Origin of the sequence: Stenotrophomonas sp. EMP41, assembly GCF_047495535.1 — a bacterium.
In the GTDB taxonomy this organism is placed as follows: Bacteria; Pseudomonadota; Gammaproteobacteria; order Xanthomonadales; family Xanthomonadaceae; genus Stenotrophomonas; species Stenotrophomonas sepilia.
The window spans coordinates 723,402-741,560 of the sequence record NZ_CP179923.1 but is presented as its reverse complement, the minus strand read 5'-3'; the positions used below and the strand labels follow the sequence as shown (position 1 = coordinate 741,560).

12 protein-coding genes are annotated in these 18,159 nt (G+C 67.7%); 6 read left to right on the top strand and 6 right to left on the bottom strand.

Going from position 1 to position 18,159, the window contains the following annotated elements; translation table 11 throughout:
• Positions 1-237: 237 nt before the first annotated feature.
• Together ACMGRF_RS03420 and ACMGRF_RS03415 are read left to right on the top strand one after the other, a co-directional pair.
• Positions 238-2,289 (top strand): glycoside hydrolase family 97 protein, encoded by a 2,052-nt coding sequence (locus ACMGRF_RS03420; protein ID WP_049411632.1) that lies wholly within the window; start codon positions 238-240, stop codon positions 2,287-2,289.
• 250 nt (positions 2,290-2,539) lie between these two features.
• The gene (locus ACMGRF_RS03415; protein WP_198994648.1) at positions 2,540-5,296 is read left to right on the top strand and encodes a TonB-dependent receptor; all 2,757 of its coding nucleotides are present in this window, start codon (positions 2,540-2,542) and stop codon (positions 5,294-5,296) included.
• Between the two features lie 269 nt (positions 5,297-5,565).
• Here the strand turns inward: ACMGRF_RS03415 and ACMGRF_RS03410 are convergent, their stop codons facing one another.
• Positions 5,566-7,179, bottom strand: coding sequence for an alpha-glucosidase family protein (locus tag ACMGRF_RS03410; protein ID WP_099495223.1), 1,614 nt, complete (start codon positions 7,177-7,179; stop codon positions 5,566-5,568).
• Positions 7,180-7,393: 214 nt separating this feature from the next.
• On the opposite strand from ACMGRF_RS03410, the gene ACMGRF_RS03405 reads away from it, so the two are divergent.
• Positions 7,394-8,392, top strand: coding sequence for a polyprenyl synthetase family protein (locus tag ACMGRF_RS03405; protein ID WP_005408451.1), 999 nt, complete (start codon positions 7,394-7,396; stop codon positions 8,390-8,392).
• Positions 8,393-8,547: 155 nt separating this feature from the next.
• Here the strand turns inward: ACMGRF_RS03405 and ACMGRF_RS03400 are convergent, their stop codons facing one another.
• Complete coding sequence (locus ACMGRF_RS03400) at positions 8,548-9,339, bottom strand: dienelactone hydrolase family protein (protein WP_049440230.1); 792 nt, start codon at positions 9,337-9,339, stop codon at positions 8,548-8,550.
• A 133-nt stretch (positions 9,340-9,472) separates the two neighbouring features.
• Between ACMGRF_RS03400 and ACMGRF_RS03395 the strand changes: the two genes are divergently transcribed.
• Complete coding sequence (locus tag ACMGRF_RS03395) at positions 9,473-10,066, top strand: SMI1/KNR4 family protein (RefSeq protein WP_032953996.1); 594 nt, start codon at positions 9,473-9,475, stop codon at positions 10,064-10,066.
• Between the two features lie 87 nt (positions 10,067-10,153).
• On the opposite strand, the gene ACMGRF_RS03390 is transcribed toward ACMGRF_RS03395, so the two are convergent.
• The 4 genes from ACMGRF_RS03390 to ACMGRF_RS03375 form a co-directional block, all read right to left on the bottom strand.
• Positions 10,154-10,687 (bottom strand): hypothetical protein, encoded by a 534-nt coding sequence (locus ACMGRF_RS03390; protein WP_180879879.1) that lies wholly within the window; start codon positions 10,685-10,687, stop codon positions 10,154-10,156.
• A 106-nt stretch (positions 10,688-10,793) separates the two neighbouring features.
• Entirely contained in the window at positions 10,794-12,203 is a 1,410-nt protein-coding gene (gene murD / locus ACMGRF_RS03385) for a UDP-N-acetylmuramoyl-L-alanine--D-glutamate ligase (protein WP_180879880.1), read from the bottom strand.
• Complete coding sequence (gene murL / locus ACMGRF_RS03380) at positions 12,184-13,536, bottom strand: UDP-N-acetyl-alpha-D-muramoyl-L-alanyl-L-glutamate epimerase (protein ID WP_100477685.1); 1,353 nt, start codon at positions 13,534-13,536, stop codon at positions 12,184-12,186. The genes murD and murL overlap by 20 nt, the downstream gene beginning before the upstream one ends.
• A 76-nt stretch (positions 13,537-13,612) precedes the next feature.
• Positions 13,613-16,207 carry a bifunctional aspartate kinase/diaminopimelate decarboxylase gene (locus tag ACMGRF_RS03375; protein ID WP_049440238.1) on the bottom strand — a complete coding sequence of 865 codons (2,595 nt, stop codon included), beginning with the start codon at positions 16,205-16,207 and terminating at the stop codon, positions 13,613-13,615.
• A 75-nt stretch (positions 16,208-16,282) separates the two neighbouring features.
• Here ACMGRF_RS03375 and ACMGRF_RS03370 point away from each other — a divergent pair, with 75 nt between their 5' ends.
• Positions 16,283-17,158, top strand: a complete 876-nt coding sequence (locus ACMGRF_RS03370) for a PhzF family phenazine biosynthesis protein (protein ID WP_099495217.1) — start codon at positions 16,283-16,285, stop codon at positions 17,156-17,158.
• A gap of 108 nt (positions 17,159-17,266) precedes the next feature.
• Positions 17,267-18,145, top strand: a complete 879-nt coding sequence (locus ACMGRF_RS03365; RefSeq protein WP_049440242.1) for a PhzF family phenazine biosynthesis protein — start codon at positions 17,267-17,269, stop codon at positions 18,143-18,145.
• Positions 18,146-18,159 lie beyond the last annotated feature (14 nt).

Below are 18,159 nucleotides of genomic sequence, written 5' to 3'. Positions count from 1 at the left end.
CGAAGCGGCGGACCGGCTTGCGCCCGTCGGCCTCCCTCCCTCTCTGCACGCGTTGTAGGTCCGCACCGTCGTTGCCGGCGGGCGGGCGCGGCCCCTCCCTCAAGGTGCCCTGGCCCCATGGTAGACGCGGGGCTGTCGGCTGCGTCCAGTTGCATACGTATTCATGGCATCGCGCGGTAGCGCACCCGCCGCGCTGGCTTATGGTCCGGGTCTGCCAACGGCGCCTTGGGAGGGGAATTGCCGATGTCACCCACTGCTGTACGCGCGCTATTCGCGCACATGCTCGGTCTGGCCCTGATCGGATGGGCCACGCTGGTACAGGCCGCGCCCCAGGTGGCCAGCGTCGAATCGCCGGGCAAGGTATTGAAGGTCAGTCTGCTGCTGGATGGCGGCACGGCCCGCTACCGGGTCGAGCGCCTGGGCGACACCGTGGTGGAGGATTCGAAGCTCGGCTTCGCCCTGCGCGACGGTCGCCTGGACCGCGATTTCACCCTGCTGGGCCAGCAGCGGCACAGCGTGGATGACACCTGGGAGCAGCCTTGGGGAGAGCGCCGGCTCACCCGCAACCACTTCAACGAGCTGACCGTGCAGCTGGCCGAAACCACCGGCAGCAAGCGGCGGCTGGATGTGGTGTTCCGCGTCTACGATGATGGCCTTGGCTTCCGCTATGTGTTCCCTGAACAACCGAACCTGCGCGAGGCCATCATCGATGACGAACTGACCGAGTTCGCCATCGCGCCCGAATCAACCGCCTGGTGGATTCCCGCCGGCGAGCCGATCCACTACGAATACCTGTACCAGCGCACGCCGCTGCGCGAAGTGCCGCTGGTGCATACGCCGATGACCCTGCGCAGCCGCGACGGCCTGCACGTGGCGATCCACGAAGCGGCGCTGGTGGACTATGCCGGCATGTGGCTGCGCCGGACCGAGGGACAACGCCTGCGCGCGCAGCTTTCGCCCTCGGCCGAAGGCTGGAAGGTACGCCGCACCCTGCCCTTCGCCACGCCCTGGCGCACGCTGCAGATTGCCGACCGCGCCGGTGGCCTGGTCGAATCGGACCTGATCCTCAATCTCAACGAACCCAATGCGCTGGGTGATGTGAGCTGGGTGAAGCCGGCCAAGTACCTGGGCGTGTGGTGGTCGATGCACCTGGACAACGAGAGCTGGGCGACCGGGCCGAAGCACGCGGCCACCACCGCCAAGACGAAAAAAGTCATCGACTTCGCCGCCGCGCACGGCTTCCGTGGCGTGCTGGTGGAAGGCTGGAACCCGGGCTGGGACGGCATGTGGGTGGGCAATGGCTACGACTTCGATTTCACCCGTGCCACGCCCGATTTCGACATTGAGGCGCTGTCCGCGTACGGCCTGAAAAAGGGCGTGCACCTGATCGGCCATCATGAAACCGGCTGCGCCATCGAGCACTACGAGGACCAGCTGGGTGCCGCGCTGGACCTGTATGCACGGCTGGGCGTGGACCAGTTCAAGACCGGCTATGTGTGCGACGACGGCCAGGTCGATCGTCGCAATCCGGCAGGGGGACCGCTGTGGCGCGAGTGGCACGACGGGCAGTTCATGGCACGCCACCATCTGAAGGTGGTGCAGGAGGCCGCGCGCCGGCACCTGTCGGTCAACCCGCATGAGCCGATCAAGGACACCGGCCTGCGCCGCACCTATCCCAACTGGATCTCGCGCGAAGGCGCACGCGGCATGGAGTACAACGCCTGGGGCCAGCCGCCGAACCCGCCCGAGCACGAGGTCAACCTGGTGTTCACCCGCATGCTGGCCGGGCCGATGGATTACACCCCCGGCATCCTCAGCCTGAAGGGCCGCCACGGCCAGGCCATCCCCAGCACGCTGGCGCGGCAGCTGGCGCTGTATGTGGTGCTCTACAGCCCGATCCAGATGGCCGCCGACCTGCCCGAGCACTACCTGCAGCATCGCGAGGCGTTCCGCTTCATCGAGGACGTGGCGGTGGACTGGGAGCAGAGCCGCGTGCTCGATGGCGAAGTGGGCGACTACGTGACGATCGTGCGCCGCGACCGCAACAGCCGCGACTGGTTCCTCGGCAGCATCACCGATGAACACGGACGCGTGCTGCCGGTCTCGCTGGGCTTCCTGGAGCCGGGTGTGCGCTATCGCGCCGAGATCTACCGTGATGGTGAAGGCGCTGATTTCCGCAGCAACCCGTTCGGGTTCGTTCGCGAAACCCGCGAAGTGACCAGCGCCGATGCACTGACGCTGGTGCTGGCACCAGGCGGTGGCCAGGCCATTCGCTTCACACCGCTTTGAACGCACGGGTAGTGCCGGCCGCTGGCCGGCAACCCGCTGATCGTGATGCCGGCCAGCGGCCGGCACTACTGCAAGCAGTACCTGAAAGCGATTACATCCCTGTAGACGCCATTGAATACGTATGCAGGGTGATTCCCGCGAAGAATGCGCTGCCTACCATAGCGGCGACGACAGCGGCCACCGCGTCGCACGTTCACGGCCCCGCCGGAACGCTCACAAATCGATCTGCAACATTGCCTGGGAGGGGAAAATGTTGAACCACAAGCGCAGCGCGCTGAGCATCGCGCTGGCCGTTGTCCTGGCGCCGACACTGGCGTCGGCACAGTCCACGCAGAACACCACCACACCGGCCGGCACCGCCGCCACCAACCTCGATACGGTGCAGGTCACCGGCATCCGCCGCGGCATCGAGAGCGCGATCGCGGTCAAGCAGGACGCCACCTCGGTGGTGGAAGCAATCTCCGCCGAAGACATCGGCAAGCTGCCCGACGTCAGCATCGCCGAGTCCATCTCGCGCCTGCCTGGCCTTGCCGCACAGCGCGTCGCCGGACGTGCGCAGGTGATCAGCGTGCGCGGCCTGTCGCCGGACTTCGCCACTACACTGCTCAATGGCCGCGAAGTGGTCAGCACCGGCGACAACCGCGGCGTCGAGTTCGACCAGTACCCGTCCGAGCTGGTCAACGGCGTGACCGTGTACAAGACCCCGGATGCGGCGCTGGTCGGCCAGGGCCTGTCGGGCACCATCGACATGCAGACCGCGCGCCCGCTCAGCTTCGGCGAGCGCGTGATCGCGGTCAGTGGCCGCTACCAGAAGAGCTCGCTGGGCCGCGCCGCCAACACCGATCCGTACGGCAACCGCTTCAGCGCCAGCTACATCGACCAGTTCCTGGACAAGACCCTGGGCATCGCCATCGGCTATGCGCACAGCGACATGCCGATCCAGGAGAACCAGGTCGGCCTGTACGAGCCGTGGACCACCGAGCACACCGACAAGGGCGACCGCCCGGGCGTGGGCGCCGGCACCTACTTCTCCGATGGCATCAAGGCGCTGCGCCGCACCGGCAACAACAAGCGCGACGGCGTGATGGCCACGATCCAGTTCCGGCCCAACAACAGCTGGACCAGCACCTTCGATGCGTTCCACACCGAAGCCGAGCAGATCGATACCGCCAACCAGTTCGAGCTGAATCTCAGCAACTACAACGGCAACTACACCCCGGGCCTGCTGGTCAGCAACCCGCAGGTCAACGCCAATGGCTCGTTCACCGGCGGCACCGCCAGCGGCGTGTATCCGCTGGTGCGCGGCATGTACAACAAGCGCAAGGACAAGATCGACGCGTTCGGCTGGAACAACGAGTTCAACTTCAGCGGCGTCAAGCTGGTCGCCGACCTGAACTACTCCAAGGCCACGCGCGATGAGCTGAACCTGGAAAACAACCTGCAGCTGACCCCGATGCCGCAGCTGGATACGGTCGGCGTGTCGATCCGCCAGGACGGCTTCTCGCAGATCAGCCCGGGGCTGAACTACTCCAACCCCGACGCTCTGTTCCTGACCAACACCATCTACGGTTCCGGCTACGGCAAGGTGCCGCAGGTGGAAGACCGCCTGAAGGGTGGCAAGCTGGCAGCCACCATCGCCCTGCCCGATGCCGTCGCGTCGTGGGCGCCGGACATCGACATCGGCGTGAACTATGCCGACCGCCGCAAGGTGAAGACCCAGTCCGAAGGCAACATCCTGCTGGGTGCTCAGGGCGACGCCAACATCGCCTCGGACCTGCAGTACCGCCCGGTCAACCTGGGCTTCGCCGGCCTCGGCACCATCCCGGCCTGGAACGTGCCCGCCGCGGTGGGGCGCTACATGACCTTCAACCCGGTCGACAACCTGGACTACCTGATCCCCAAGTCGTGGACGGTACAGGAGAAGATCACCACCGCCTGGGCGCGCCTGAACATCAACGCCGACATCGGTGAAGTCGGCGTGCGCGGCAACATCGGCGTGCAGATGCAGCACACCGACCAGAGCTCGGATTCGCGGTACTGGGACAGCTCGCAGTCGGCCGGCAACAACGTGCAGCCGTACTCCAATGGCCGCACCTACAATGACTGGCTGCCGAGCCTGAACCTGGCCTTCCTGTTCCCGCATCAGCAGACGCTGCGTTTTGCCGCCGCCAAGCAGGTTGCGCGGCCGCGCGTGGACCAGATGCGCGCCGGCCTGGAGTTCGGCGTGGACACCGGCACCGGGCGCCCCGGCGGCAGCGGCGGCAATCCGCTGCTGGACCCGTGGCGTGCCACCGCGCTGGACCTGTCCTACGAGAAGTACTTCGGCGAGAAGGCCTACGTGGCCGCCGCGATCTTCTACAAGGACCTGAAGAGCTACGTCTACACCCAGTCGGTCGACAACTACGACTTCACCGCGCTGCTGGGCAGCTACGTGCCGCCGCCGGGAATGACGGCACCGGTGCTGACCACCGGCACCTTCTCCGCCCCGCAGAACGGCAAGGGCGGCACGCTGAAGGGCCTGGAACTGACCGCCTCGTTCCCGCTGGAGATGCTGACCGACAGCCTGCGTGGCTTCGGCGTGCAGGCCAGCGCGACCTTCAACAAGAGCGACATCACCATCCTGGACCCGGAAAGCGCGTCCAGCGTGGGCAGCGACCCGATCAGCCTGCCCGGCCTGTCCAAGCGCGTGTACAACTTCACGGCCTATTACGAGCGCAGCGGCTTTGAAGCTCGCGTCAGCCAGCGCCGGCGTTCGGACTTCATCGGCGAGATCGGCAACTTCAACGGCAACCGCAGCCTGCGCTACGTTGTCGGCGAGAACGTGACCGACGCGCAGATCAGCTACACCTTCAGCGACAGCAGTGCCCTGCGTGGCCTGACCCTGCTGCTGCAGGGCAGCAACCTGACCAACGAGCCGTACCGCACCTACGCCGGCAGCAAGGACCGCCCGCTGGAGTACATCGAGTGGGGCCGCACCTACATGCTGGGCGTGAACTACAAGTTCTGAGGTAGCGCCGGGTCCTGCCCGGCAGCCCGGACCCGGTAGTACCGGCCGCTGGCCGGCAACACAAAGGGAGCAGGACCGGAAACCCGCTGCGCAGGCAGCGGGTTTTCTTTTGCGCGGATGCCAGCACGTGATCGGCAAGGCCCATGCAGCGACGTTCCAACCCGTAGATCTGCGTCATGCGTGGATGCCGTTCTCTGGAATCCCACCCACAAAAAAGGGACGGGGCGCTTCGGCCCCGTCCCCGCAAGTACCGCCACCGGAGAAAACGGTCAGCTGCGTCGGGCGCAATACACCGCGCGCGGCGGCAGCTGGAGTTCGTTGCCCTGCACCGTGCCCGCATCCGGGCCCGGTACCGCCACCTGCTGCCAGTTGCCCAGCGGCAGCGGATGGGTTACCGCCTCGGCCGACAGGTTGAAGGCCAGCAGGAGGGTTTCATCTGCAAGCATACGCTCGAACAGCAGCACAGGCTCGGCGCTTTCAAGGAATCTGATGCTGCCATGCAGAAGCGCCGGCTGGGTATGCCGCCAGGCCAGGAACGCGCGGAACGCCGCCAGCACCGAGTGCGGGTCGCGTTCCTGCACGGCCACCGCCGCCGCGCGGTGCTCGGCCGGGATCGGCAGCCAGGGCTGGCCGGTGGTGAAGCCGGCCAGCGGTGCATCGGTCCACGGCAGCGGCGTACGGCAGCCGTCGCGGCCCTTGAAGTTCGGCCAGAAGGTGATGCCATACGGGTCCTGCAGGGCCTCGAACGGCACCTCGGCCTCGGCCAGGCCCAGCTCCTCGCCCTGGTACAGGCAGACCGAGCCGCGCAGCGAGCACAGCATCGCCACCAGCATCCGCGCCAGGCGCGGATCGGCCGGGTGACCGCCCCAGCGGCTGACCGCCCGCTCCACGTCGTGATTGGACACCGCCCAGCACGGCCAGCCTTCGGTCATCGCCGCTTCCAGCCGCGAGACCGTGTCGCGGATGTAGGCCGCGCTGTAGTCATCCACCAGCAGCTCGAAGCTGTAACCCATGTGCAGGCGGCCATCGCGGGTGTACTCGGCGGTGGTCGCCAGCGAATCCTCCGAAGAGATCTCGCCCAGGCTGACCGCCCCCGGATACTCATCCAGCAGCGCGCGCAGGCGCTCCAGGAACGGCAGGTTCTCTGGCTGGGTGTTGTTGTAGTAGTGGTACTGGTACGCGTACGGGTTGTCCGGGCTGAAGCCGCGCCCCACCCGCTTCTCCGCCGGCTTGGGCGGGTTGTCGCGCAGCTGTGCGTCGTGGAAACAGAAGTTGATCGCATCCAGGCGGAAGCCATCCACGCCGCGATCGAGCCAGAAGCGCACATTGTCCAGGGTGGCCTGCTGCACGTCCGGGTGATGGAAGTTCAGGTCCGGCTGGTCGACCAGGAAGTTGTGCAGGTAGTACTGCTCGCGGCGCGGCTCCCACTGCCAGGCACAGCCGCCGAACAGCGACAGCCAGTTGTTGGGCGGGGTGCCGTCCTCGCGCGGGTCGGCCCAGACGTACCAGTCCGCCTTCGGATTGCTGCGGTCCTGGCGGCTCTCACGGAACCAGGCGTGCTCGATCGAGGTATGGCTCAGCACCTGGTCGATCATCACCTTCAGGCCCAGGCCGTGGGCCTTGGCCAACAGGCGGTCGAAGTCGTCCAGGCTGCCGAACAGCGGGTCGACGTCGCGGTAGTCGGCGATGTCGTAGCCGAAGTCGGCCATGGGGGACTTGAAGAACGGCGAGATCCAGATCGCATCCACGCCCAGTGCAGCGATGTGGTCCAGGCGCTCGATGATGCCCGGCAGGTCGCCCACCCCATCGCCGTTGGCATCGAGGAAACTGCGCGGGTAGATCTGGTAGATGACGGCTCCGCGCCACCATGGATAGTGCGACATCGACAGCCCCCCTCCGGGCATGCGGGACCCGCCGGCAGCGGGCCGAAATCCTGTTCCGGCAAGCTTAGCGGTGGCCTCGCGGGCATGGCGCAACCTGCATACGTATTCACGCGAAGGGCCGCGCAGGCCGGGCTGGAATTGCCGCTCGGGCCCGTTTGCGCCCGAATTCACGGCCAGCGCCTATAATCGGTGGTGAGCCTGAAAGCCTGATCGCATGACCATCACCGAAGACACCCGTCCCGCCCTGGGCCTGCCCCAGATCCAGTCGCTTGCCGCGGCCGACATGGCCGCCGTCGACGCCCTGATCCGGCGCCGGCTGTCCTCGGACGTCGTGCTGATCAACCAGATCGCCGACCACATCATTTCCGCCGGCGGCAAGCGCCTGCGTCCGATGCTGGTGATGCTGGCCGGCCATGCGGTCGGCCAGGCCGGCCCGGAGCACCACCAGCTGGCGGCGATCATCGAGTTCATCCACACCTCTACCCTGCTGCACGACGACGTGGTGGACGAGTCCAGCCTGCGACGTGGCCGCAGCACCGCCAACGCGCTGTGGGGCAACGCGCCCAGCGTGCTGGTGGGCGACTTCCTGTACTCGCGCAGCTTCCAGCTGATGGTCGAGCTGGAGCGCATGCCGGTGATGCAGATCCTGGCCGATGCCACCAACCGCATCGCCGAGGGCGAAGTGCTGCAGCTGCTGCACGTGCACAATCCGGATACCGACGAAGCCGCCTACCTGCGCGTGATCGAGCGCAAGACTGCGGTGCTGTTCGCCGCCGGCACCCGCCTGGGCGCGCTGGCCAGCGGCGTGGATGAAGCGACCCAGCAGGCCCTGTTCGACTACGGCATGCACCTGGGCTACGCATTCCAGATCGCCGACGACGTGCTGGACTACTCGGCCAACGCCGAGGAGCTGGGCAAGAACCTGGGCGACGACCTCGCCGAGGGCAAGGCCACGCTGCCGCTGATCCACGCGATGGCCCACTCCGACGACGCGACCCGCGAACGCCTGCGCACCATCGTGCAGGACGGCGACGCCTCGGCGATGCCGGAAGTGCTGGCCGCGATCCGGGCTACCGGCGGCCTGGAGTACAGCCGCGCGCGTGCGGAAGAATATGCCGAAGCCGCCGAGCGCGCGCTCGATGGCCTGGGCGACAACGATGCCGTGGCCGCCCTGCGCGGCCTGGCGCGTTACGCGGTGCAGCGCTCGCATTGATGGAGGCGTGCCGACCAACGGTCGGCACGGAAACATCGGTGGGTGCCAACCCCTCGCATCGACCGCATTGTAGTGCCGGCCGCTGGCCGGCAACCTCCTGAGGCTGCCGATGCCACGGGAATGCCGGCCAGCGGCCGGCACTACCACTGCACGAATCAACGTTTCTCGAAGCGCTCCTCGAAGAACTCATCCAGTGCCTTCCACGCGCGCTTGGCCGCCCGCTCGTTGTACTGGCACCCCGGCGGGCTGCTGGCGTCGCGCTCGGCGAAGCAGTGCACTGCACCGCTGTAGTTGGTGAACTCCCAATCGACCTTGGCCGCATCCATTTCCTTCTGGAACGCGGCGATGTCCTCGGCGGTCACGCTCTTGTCATCGGCCCCGTTGAGCACCAGCACCGAAGGATGGCTGCCACCGGCCTGCGCCGGCAGCGGCGAACCCAACCCACCATGCAGGCTGACCACACCGGCCAATGGCGCACCGGCGCGAGCCAGTTCAAGCACGGTGGTACCGCCGAAACAGAAGCCCACCGCACCGATCCGACTGGCATCCAGCGGCGCCTTGCCGGCCTGCGCCTTGAGCACGTTCACCGCTTCCAGCGCACGTGCGCGCAGCAGCGGCCGATCGTTGCGCAGCTTGGTCGCCACCGGCCCGGCCTCGGCATCGGTCTTCGGCCGCACACCCTTTCCGTAGACATCGGCCACCAGCACCACGTAGTCGTCGCCGGCCAGCTGTTTGGCCTTCTCGACCGCCGACTCGTTCACACCCTTCCAGTTCGGCACCATCACCAGGCCAGGTCGCTGGTCATGCTCGCCATCGTCATAGACCAGCACGCCACTGAAGGTCGTGCCCTGGTGTTTCCACTCCACCGGCTGCGTCTTCATCGCCGCCCACGCTGGCATCGCCGCCAGCCCCAGCATCATCGCCACACCGCATCGCCAACGATTCATGCGCCTGCTCCGCAAGAAAAAGGGGACGGAGGGGATTAAGCCGTATTCGCCCCTCCCGCGTCGCATTCTGCATTGGCGGCGTGACGCAGGTGTGGTTGGATACGACTTAATCCCCTCCGTCCCCTTTTTTCGCATGAATCTTGTTGATCGCTTTCTGTCTGGCCTGATCCCGCGTTTGCCTGCCGAGGATGCCCCGCAGTGGGTCCACGTGCAGGGCGCCAGCGCTGAAGACCTGCAGCGCCTGCGTGTGCAGTGGCCGCAGGTGCCGGACAGCCTGGTGGAACTCCTATCGCGCGTGGATGGCACCCACTACCGGGAGTACCCCGGCGGCAAGGTCTGCGTACTGATGCTCGGCTCGGACGTGGAGGACGGTGGCTACCCGTACTACCTGCGATCGGTCGCGCAGATCTTCGAGGACCAGCAGCGATGGGACGACAGCATCCGTTCCATCTACGAAGAGTGGCTGGATGAGGAACCGGAGATTCTCGGCGAGGGCATCGACGCGGATCTGCCGATGAACCGCCGGCTGTGTTTCTCGCACTGCATGAACAACGGTGGCACGTCGATGCTGTACCTGGATTTCGATCCCGCGCCAGGCGGCACCGTCGGCCAGGTGGTGCGCTACCTGCACGATCCGGACAGCTATGCGGTCATTGCGCGGAGCTTCGATGTGTATCTGCAGCAGCTGATCGATGGCGATTACGCGTTCATCGATGAAGACGAATGAAGGCAGCCGAGCGTGGGCTCGGCTCTACAGTAGAGCCACGCCATGCGTGGGTGAATTTCTCCGCAGGTTGCCGGCCAGCGGCCGGCACTACCCGCGCTCGATCCAATGCAACGTGCCCGGCATGAGCGCCAGCAGGTCCGCTGGGGCCAGCTGATTCCGCGGCCAGTGGCGTTCCGGCGGCTTCGGCTGCCGGGCACCGACCGAACCGTCGTAGTCGCGCACCAGCAGGCCGATGCGCGCGGCTCCGGCCTGCAACAGCGCGTCGATACGCTGCAACCACTGGCCGGCATCGTCCAGCGCTTCATCGCGGCGTGCCTGCTGATCCTGTTCATGCCGCGCCTGCTGCTCGGCCAGCGCGCGGGCGATCTTGGCTTCGCTCCAACCCTTCTTCCGCCAGCGCCCGGCATCGCCCTTCCACTCCCGCTCGGCCCGCGACGAGGCCAGCGCGGTACCGCAATCGCAGTGCGCGGCGCTCAGCCACGGCTGCCAACCGGGCCCGACCGCTGACTGCAGGCTGGGCGAATCCTGCGCGAACAGGCTCCGGCCGCTGCGCTGCATGATCGCGGCGGCATCGACCTGCGCAAACGACGCAGGAAGGAACAAGGTGATGAAGGTGCACATGCGGCTATCCGGGTCCGTCCGGGGGATGCGCCCCATGGTAACTCGCCGGGATCAGAGCCCTTTCCTGAGGAAAGGGATCCGACCCCGATCCGGCGGATCAGGCGGATCAGGCGATGCCCAACCCCGGAATCGCGCTGATGCTGTCCGGATCGAATCCGGCCAGTTCGGCGAAATGGCGGCCACGCGCCACGTAATCGCGGTAGGCCCCGAAGCTTGGCGCACCCGGCGACAGCAGCACCACCCCGCCCTGCGCGCCCAGCGCCGTGCGCGCCAGTGCCATCGCCTCGGGCAGATCAGCGGCGGCGTGCAGGCCGAAGCGACCGGCGTCGGCCAGCGGCTGCAGCATCGTGTGGATGCGCGGGCCGTTGCTGCCCATGGTCACGATCTCCACCGGCGGCACATCGTGCGCCATGTGCTGCATGAAATCGGTCCAGTCCAGGCCACGGTCGTGCCCGCCTACCAGCAGCGCAATGCGCTGGCCAGCGAAGCACTCCAGCGCTGCCAGGCTGGCGTGCGGCGTGGTGCTGATCGAATCGTTGATGTAGGTCAGGCCATCGGCCAGGCCAATCCGCTGCAGGCGGTTCGGCAGCGGGCGGAACTCCTGCACCGCCGGTGCCAGCGCCACGGCGTCAAGGCCCAGTGCTTCCAGTGCGGCCAGCACCGCGCACAGGTTGCCGCGGTTGTGGCGGCCCGGCAGCGGCGTGTTGCGGGTATCGAACACCGCCTGTTCGCCGCGATGCACGATGTCGCCCCGCATATGCCAGCCCTGCGGCTGGTTGAACCAGACCACCTCACTCTCGGGCAGCGACAGCGCGGCCAGGTGCGGATCTGCGGCATTGAGCACGGCAATGCGCGGCGCGGCTTCCGTCACCAGCCGCAGCTTGTCCTCGATGTAACGCTGTTCGCTGCCGTGCCAGTCCAGGTGTTCCGGGAACAGGTTCAGCACCACTGCCACCTGCGGGCGGGCGCCACTGCGCGCCACTTCACCGGTCTGGTAGCTGGACAGCTCGACGGCCCAGTACTCGGGCGCCGGCTGCGGGTCCAGCACTTCCAGCAGCGGCAGGCCGATGTTGCCGACCAGTCCGGTGCAATGCCCGGCGGCCCGCAGCAGGTGCGCGACCAGCGCGGTGGTGGTGCTCTTGCCCTTGGTGCCGGTCACGCACACGGTGTCGTGCACGATGCCATCAGCACCTGCATGCTCGGCAAACCACAGCGCAGTGCCACCGATGAAGGTGGTGCCCTGCTCCACTGCTTGCAGCGCGATCGGCTGGTAGGGACTGATGCCGGGCGATTTGATCACCACGTCGAACGCCGCCAGCGCCTCGGCCGACGGCTCACCACGAACGTCCAGCGCGCCCTGCGTTTCCGCACGCGCGGCCTCGACTTCGGCCGCCGGGCAGAACAGGCTCAGCGGCAGCGTGGGCAGTCGCTCACGCAGCACCGCAAACGCGGCGCGGCCCTCACGGCCCCAGCCCCACAGCGCGACGCGCTTTCCTTCAAGCTTCGAAATCTTCACGCACCCGTTCCCACAGCGCAGCCGGAACGCGGTGCTCGCCCTGCAGCTGCAGCAGCGGTGCCAGTTCCAGTTCGGCGGCATCCAGCTGCGGCTGGATCTCGTTGCAGAAGCGCTTCACCAGCACGTCTTCCTTCCATTCCGGGCGCTGCGCCAGGGTCGCCATCGCCGCACGCGATTCGCGGCCTTCGCCCACGCACTCGAACGGCTTGTGGTCCTGGAATTCCAGCAGCGCGTCGAAGCCAGCAGCCTGTTCGGCATCGTCCAGCAGGTTGCGGCCGAAGATGCGCACCAGGCGCGTCTTGGGCATGAACGGGGCCAGCGCCAGGAACACGAAATGGCACTTCGGGCAGACGCCGCACCAGCGGTTCACCGGGCGCTCGCCAAGAATGTGGAAATTGCGGTTGCAGCTGGAGAAGTGCGCGTCGTAGAAATCGGTCTTGGCGAACTGGCGGGCCACCGCCAGCTCGGACATCGGGCGCAGCAACGAGTAGTACTGCAGGTCCGCCGCCACGTACTTCCGCACATGGCTGCCGAACGCCTGCTCGCAGGCCCAGCCCTTGGACCACTGGTGATTCACTTCGCCGGTGCCCGGAATCTGGCTGCCGTAGCTGGCCGAACGCTCGTTGGAGAACACAACCTGGTCCACGCCGTGCAGCAATGCGGCCAGCACCATGATCGCCGAGTTCACCACCGTCACCGGGATATGGCCGTTCCAGGCGCCCTGGCGGTTCAGCTCGAACAGTTCCGGTGCCAGCGTGCGGCCCAGGTTCAATGTCGGCAGGCCAGTGCGCTCGGCGCACGCACGGATCAGCTGCGAGCCGCCGATCCAGGTCACGGTCTCGTCCACGCCGGCACGGCGCAGCGCTTCGATGCTGACCAGCGAATCCTTGCCGCCGCCGATGGCCACCAGCGCGTGCGGCTGCAGGCCCAGCGCCGGCGCCTGCACGGCCTCGCCCTGCACCGGCAACCGGAAGCGGCCACGCAGGTTCAGGCCGTTGCGGTAGGCGAATTCGCCCAGGCCGTTGAGGTAGATGGTCTCCACCAGCGCGGCGGTATCGGCATCGATGCTGTAGCTGTCGATGCTGACCGTATCCGGTACGCCGGCCTTGTAGTAGCTGACGCCGGCGATCAGGTGCAGCAGCTGCAGCGCGCGCTGCACCGCTGCCGCACGCGCCGGGTCCAGCACGAACGGGGCACCGGGCACGGTGATGGTTTCCACCATCTCCGGGCCGTCGTCGAAGGCGTAGACCAGCCGGGCCACGCCGGTATCCGCTGCGAAGTCGCAGCGGACGAAGCGGAAGCGGGAAACCTGGTGTTTGTCGAAAGCAGTCATGGTGTATCCGGTCAGGCACGGGCCCGCGCGAGGGCGCGGGGCGTGTCGGTGGGCGGGTGCAGGGCGTGCGCGGTGGTCATTCGATCACGTCTTCGCGCGGCAGCATCCGCTGGTTGTAGGTGTTGGCCATCACATATCCGTAGGCACCGGCATCTGCGATCAGCATCACGTCGTCCGGCGCGGTCGACACCGGCAGCTTGCGGCGCTTGCCGAACACATCGCTGGATTCGCAGATCGGGCCGACCACATCGAACGCCGCTTCGGCATAACCGCCCTGGCGGCTGAGGTTCTCGATGTCATGCCAGGCGTCGTACAGCGCCGGGCGCATCAGTGCGTTCATGCCGGCGTCCAGGCCGACACGGCGCACGCCGTCCTTTTCCACCACCTGGGTGGCATGGGTCAGCAGCACGCCCGATTCGGCCACCAGGTAGCGGCCCGGCTCGATCGCCAGGCGGAATGCCGGGTGCAGTGCCTTTACCTCGGCCAGGCCCTCGGCCCAGGCGTCCAGGTCGAAGGGTTCGTCTTCGTCGCTGTACGGAATCGGCAGGCCGCCACCGATATCGATGGTCTGCACGCTGCCGATGCGGCGGGCGAAACCGGCCAGCTCATCGCACATCAGGCGCCAGTGCTGCGCGGTTTCCACGCCGCTGCCCAGGTGCGCATGCAGTCCCACCACGCGGCTGCCCAGTTCGGTTGCCGCGCGCACGAACTCGTCGACGCGGGCGATCGGCAGGCCGAACTTGGACTCCTTGCCACCAGTACGGACCTTGGCGTGGTGGCCCTCACCCCGGCCCAGATCGACACGCAGCCACAGCTCGCGGTTGCGGAACAGGTCCGGCCAGCGCTGCAGCGCTTCCACGTTGTCGACGGTCACGGTCACGCCCAGCGCGAACGCCGCCTCGTACTCGCTGCGCGGACAGAAGCTGGGGGTGAACAGCACGCGCTTGGGCGACAGTTCCGGCAGGTGCTGGAACACATGCCTCAGCTCGCCATGCGACACGCACTCCAGGCCGAAGCCCTCCGCTTCCAGCAGCTGCAGGATGGCCGGGTGGCTGTTGGCCTTGATCGCGTAGTAGCGCTGGTCGATCGGCTTGATTGCGGCCAGTGCACGGGCGCGGGCGCGCACCGTCGGCAGGTGGTAGACGTAGCGCGGCGTACCGGCATCGGCCAGCTGCAGCAGGTGCGCACGCTGGCCGCGCCACCACGGCGTGCCGCGCGGGCGCACGGTGCCGGCAATCTCGCGCCAGCGCGGGCCGAACACTTCGGTCTCTTCCACCGGCATCGCGCCGCTGTCGATCAGCTCGGCGTGCAGGATCGGCAGCAGGCCATCGGCATCGGCCTCGTCGATGACGAAGGTCAGGTTCAGGTCGTTGGACGACTGCGAGATCATGTGCACGCGCTCGCGGCCGAAGGTGGCCCACACGTCCGACAGCTTGTGCAGCAGCGACCGCATGCCACGGCCCACCAGGGTGATCGCCGCGCACGGCACGATCACCTTCACCTTGCAGATCTGCGACAGGTCGGCCGACAGCGCGGCCAGCACATCGGTGTTGACCAGGTTCTCGGACGGGTCCAGCGACACCGTGACGTTGGTCTCGGCCGAACCGATCAGGTCCACCGACAGGCCGTGCTTCTTGAACAGGTTGAACACATCGGCCAGGAAGCCGACCTGCTGCCACATCCCGATGCCTTCCATCGACACCAGCACGATGCCATTGCGGCGGCTGATCGCCTTCACCCCCGGCACCGGTGCGGCGCTGCCATCGATGCTGGTGCCCGGCAGTTCCGGGCGCTCGGTATCGAGGATGGCCATCGGCACGCCGGCATCGCGGCACGGCTTGATCGAGCGCGGGTGAAGCACCTTGGCGCCGGTGGTGGCGATTTCCTGCGCTTCGTAATAGTCCAGGCGGGTCAGCAGGCGCGCGTCCGGCACGTCCTTCGGATTGGCGCTGAACATGCCCGGCACATCGGTCCAGATCTCCACCCGGCTGGCGCCGAGCAGCGCACCGAAGTACGCCGCCGAGGTATCCGAGCCACCACGGCCGAGGATGGCGGTACCGCCATCGGCATGCCGCGAAATGAAGCCCTGGGTGATCAGCAGGCGGGTCGGCTGCGCGCGGAAGCGCTGCATCCACTCCGCGTCGGCGCGCCACTGGCAGTTCACCGACAGCCGCTGCGACCAGTCGCTCTGGTTCGGCTGCGGCGGCATCGCGTCCAGCCACTGGCGGGCATCCATCCAGCCCATGTCCAGGCCCGAGGCGCGCAGATAGGCCGCACCCAACGTGGAGGACAACAGCTCGCCCTGGCCCAGCACTTCGGCCTGCCAATCCAGCGGACGGGTGGCCGCCCGCGCATCGTCGAGCAGGCCCTGCAGCGCCGCCAGCCGTTCGGCCAGCACCTCGCGACCCAGGCCGAGTTCGGCCAGGAAGCCCTCATGGCGCTCGACAAGCGCTGCCACGCGATCACCGCTGTCCGGCGCGCCGTCGGCAATCGCGGTCAGTTCGTTGGTGACCCCGGACAGCGCCGATACCACCACCAGCACGCGCGATCCGGTCTCTTCCGCGCGTTTTTTCGCCAGCTTCCCGATCGTGTCCCAGCGGTGACGACGCGACACCGAGGTGCCGCCGAACTTCAGTACGATCCAACGATCGACAAGGGGGGAAGCTGACATGGATTGGCTATGTAGAATGTGGGGAGGCCGCCCTCGGGGGCGGAACCTTCGATTCTAAGCGCAATACCCCCGTAGATGGCCCTCCTTCGTTACCTGCAGCTCGATGTCTTCGCCCCCCGCCCCGGAACCGGCAATCCACTGGGCGCCATCCTGGACGCCGACGCGCTCTCCAGCAGCCAGATGCAGGCCCTGGCTGCCTGGCTGAACCTGTCCGAGACGGTGTTCTTCCTGCGCCCCACCGCGCCCGGCGCCGATTACCACATCCGCATCTTCACCCCGACCCGCGAGCTGGCGTTTGCAGGCCACCCCAGCGTCGGCGCCGCCTGGGCGGCGGTGACCTGCGGCCTGGCCCAACCGCGCGACGGCGCCCTGCTGCAGCAATGCGCGGCAGGGTTGCTGCCAGTACGGGTGAGCGGCCCGGCCGGGGCACTGGAGATCCAGCTGGCCAGCCCGCCGGCACGGCAACTGGACACGGAGGCAGGCGGAGCGCCCGCCGCGCTGTTGGCGCTCGCTGCCGACGGGCAGGTGCCGGAACTCTGGGACAACGGCGCACGCTGGTGGCTGCTGCCACTGCGCGATGCCGACGCCGTGCGCAGCCTGCTGCCGGACATGGCCGCGCTGGCCGACTGGAGCCTTGCCACCGATGCCACCGGCGTGGCGGTGTTCGCCGACGAAGCCGGCGCCGGCCATGCCCGCGTGGTGCGCGCGTTCTGCCCCGCCGATGCCCCCAGCGTGCCCGAGGACCCGGTCACCGGCAGCGCCAATGCGTTGATCGGCGCCTGGCTGACGCAGCACGGCGCCCTGTCCGGCGGCGGGGGCCGCTTTGTGGCCAGCCAGGGCCGCGAAGTCGGTCGCGATGGTCGCGTGCAGGTACAGGTCGATGCGCAGGGCACGGTGTGGATCGGCGGCCAGGTGCAGCCGGTCATCGACGGCCATATCCGTTGGCTGTAGAGCCGAGCCCACGCTCGGCTGCGGCCCACCACACGGCAGCCGAGCGTCGGCTCGGCGCTACAGCGGCGGGTTAAGCTGCGCGCCACCCGATCCTGGAGTTTCGCCCCGATGACCACCCGCCGCTTCCTGCAGCTGGATGTGTTCTCCCCGCGCGCCGGCGCTGGCAACCCGCTGGCCGTGGTACTCGATGCCGACGGCCTGGACGACGCCAGCATGCAGGCCATCGCACGCTGGACGCGCCTGCCCGAGACCACCTTCGTGTTCCCGCCCCAGGCCGCCGGTGCCAGCTACCGGCTGCGCATGTTCAGCCCGCAGAAGGAAGTGCCGTTCGCCGGCCACCCCAGCGTCGGCACGGCGCATGCGGTGCTGCAGGCAGGCCTGGCCACACCGATCGACGGCGTGCTGGTGCAGGACGGCATTGCCGGTGTCCTGCCGCTGCGCGTCAGCGGTGAGGGCGCGCAGCGGCGCATCGCCATCCGCACACCGCGCGCGCAGTTGGCGGAGACCGCTGAAGCCACCGATCCGCGCCTGCTGGCAGCACTGAAGGACTGGCCACTGGGCTCGCTGCCGCCGGCGCGCATGCAGGGCGGACGCAGCTGGTGGGTGGTACAGGTGGCCGATGAAGCAGCACTGCGCACCCTGCGCCCGGACTGGGACGCGGTGGCTGCGCTGGCCGAGTCCACCGACAGCATGGGCGTGTTCGCCTATGCCTTCAGCGATGGCAGTGAGGGATTCGATCTGGCCGTGCGCGCTTTCGTCGGCAATGGTCGGCGCTTCGAAGACGCCGCCTCGGGGGCCGCCAATGCAGTGCTGGCCGCGTGGCTGGACCTGCGCGACGCGCTGCCACGTGGCCGTGCACCGTTCGAAGTCAGCCAGGGCCGCGAAGTCGGCCACGATGCGCGCCTGACCCTGCGGGTCGACGAGGACGGCGAGGTCTGGTCGGGCGGCCAGGTGCAGACCGTCATCACCGGCACCCTTGATTGGTGATCGCGCTGGCGGGT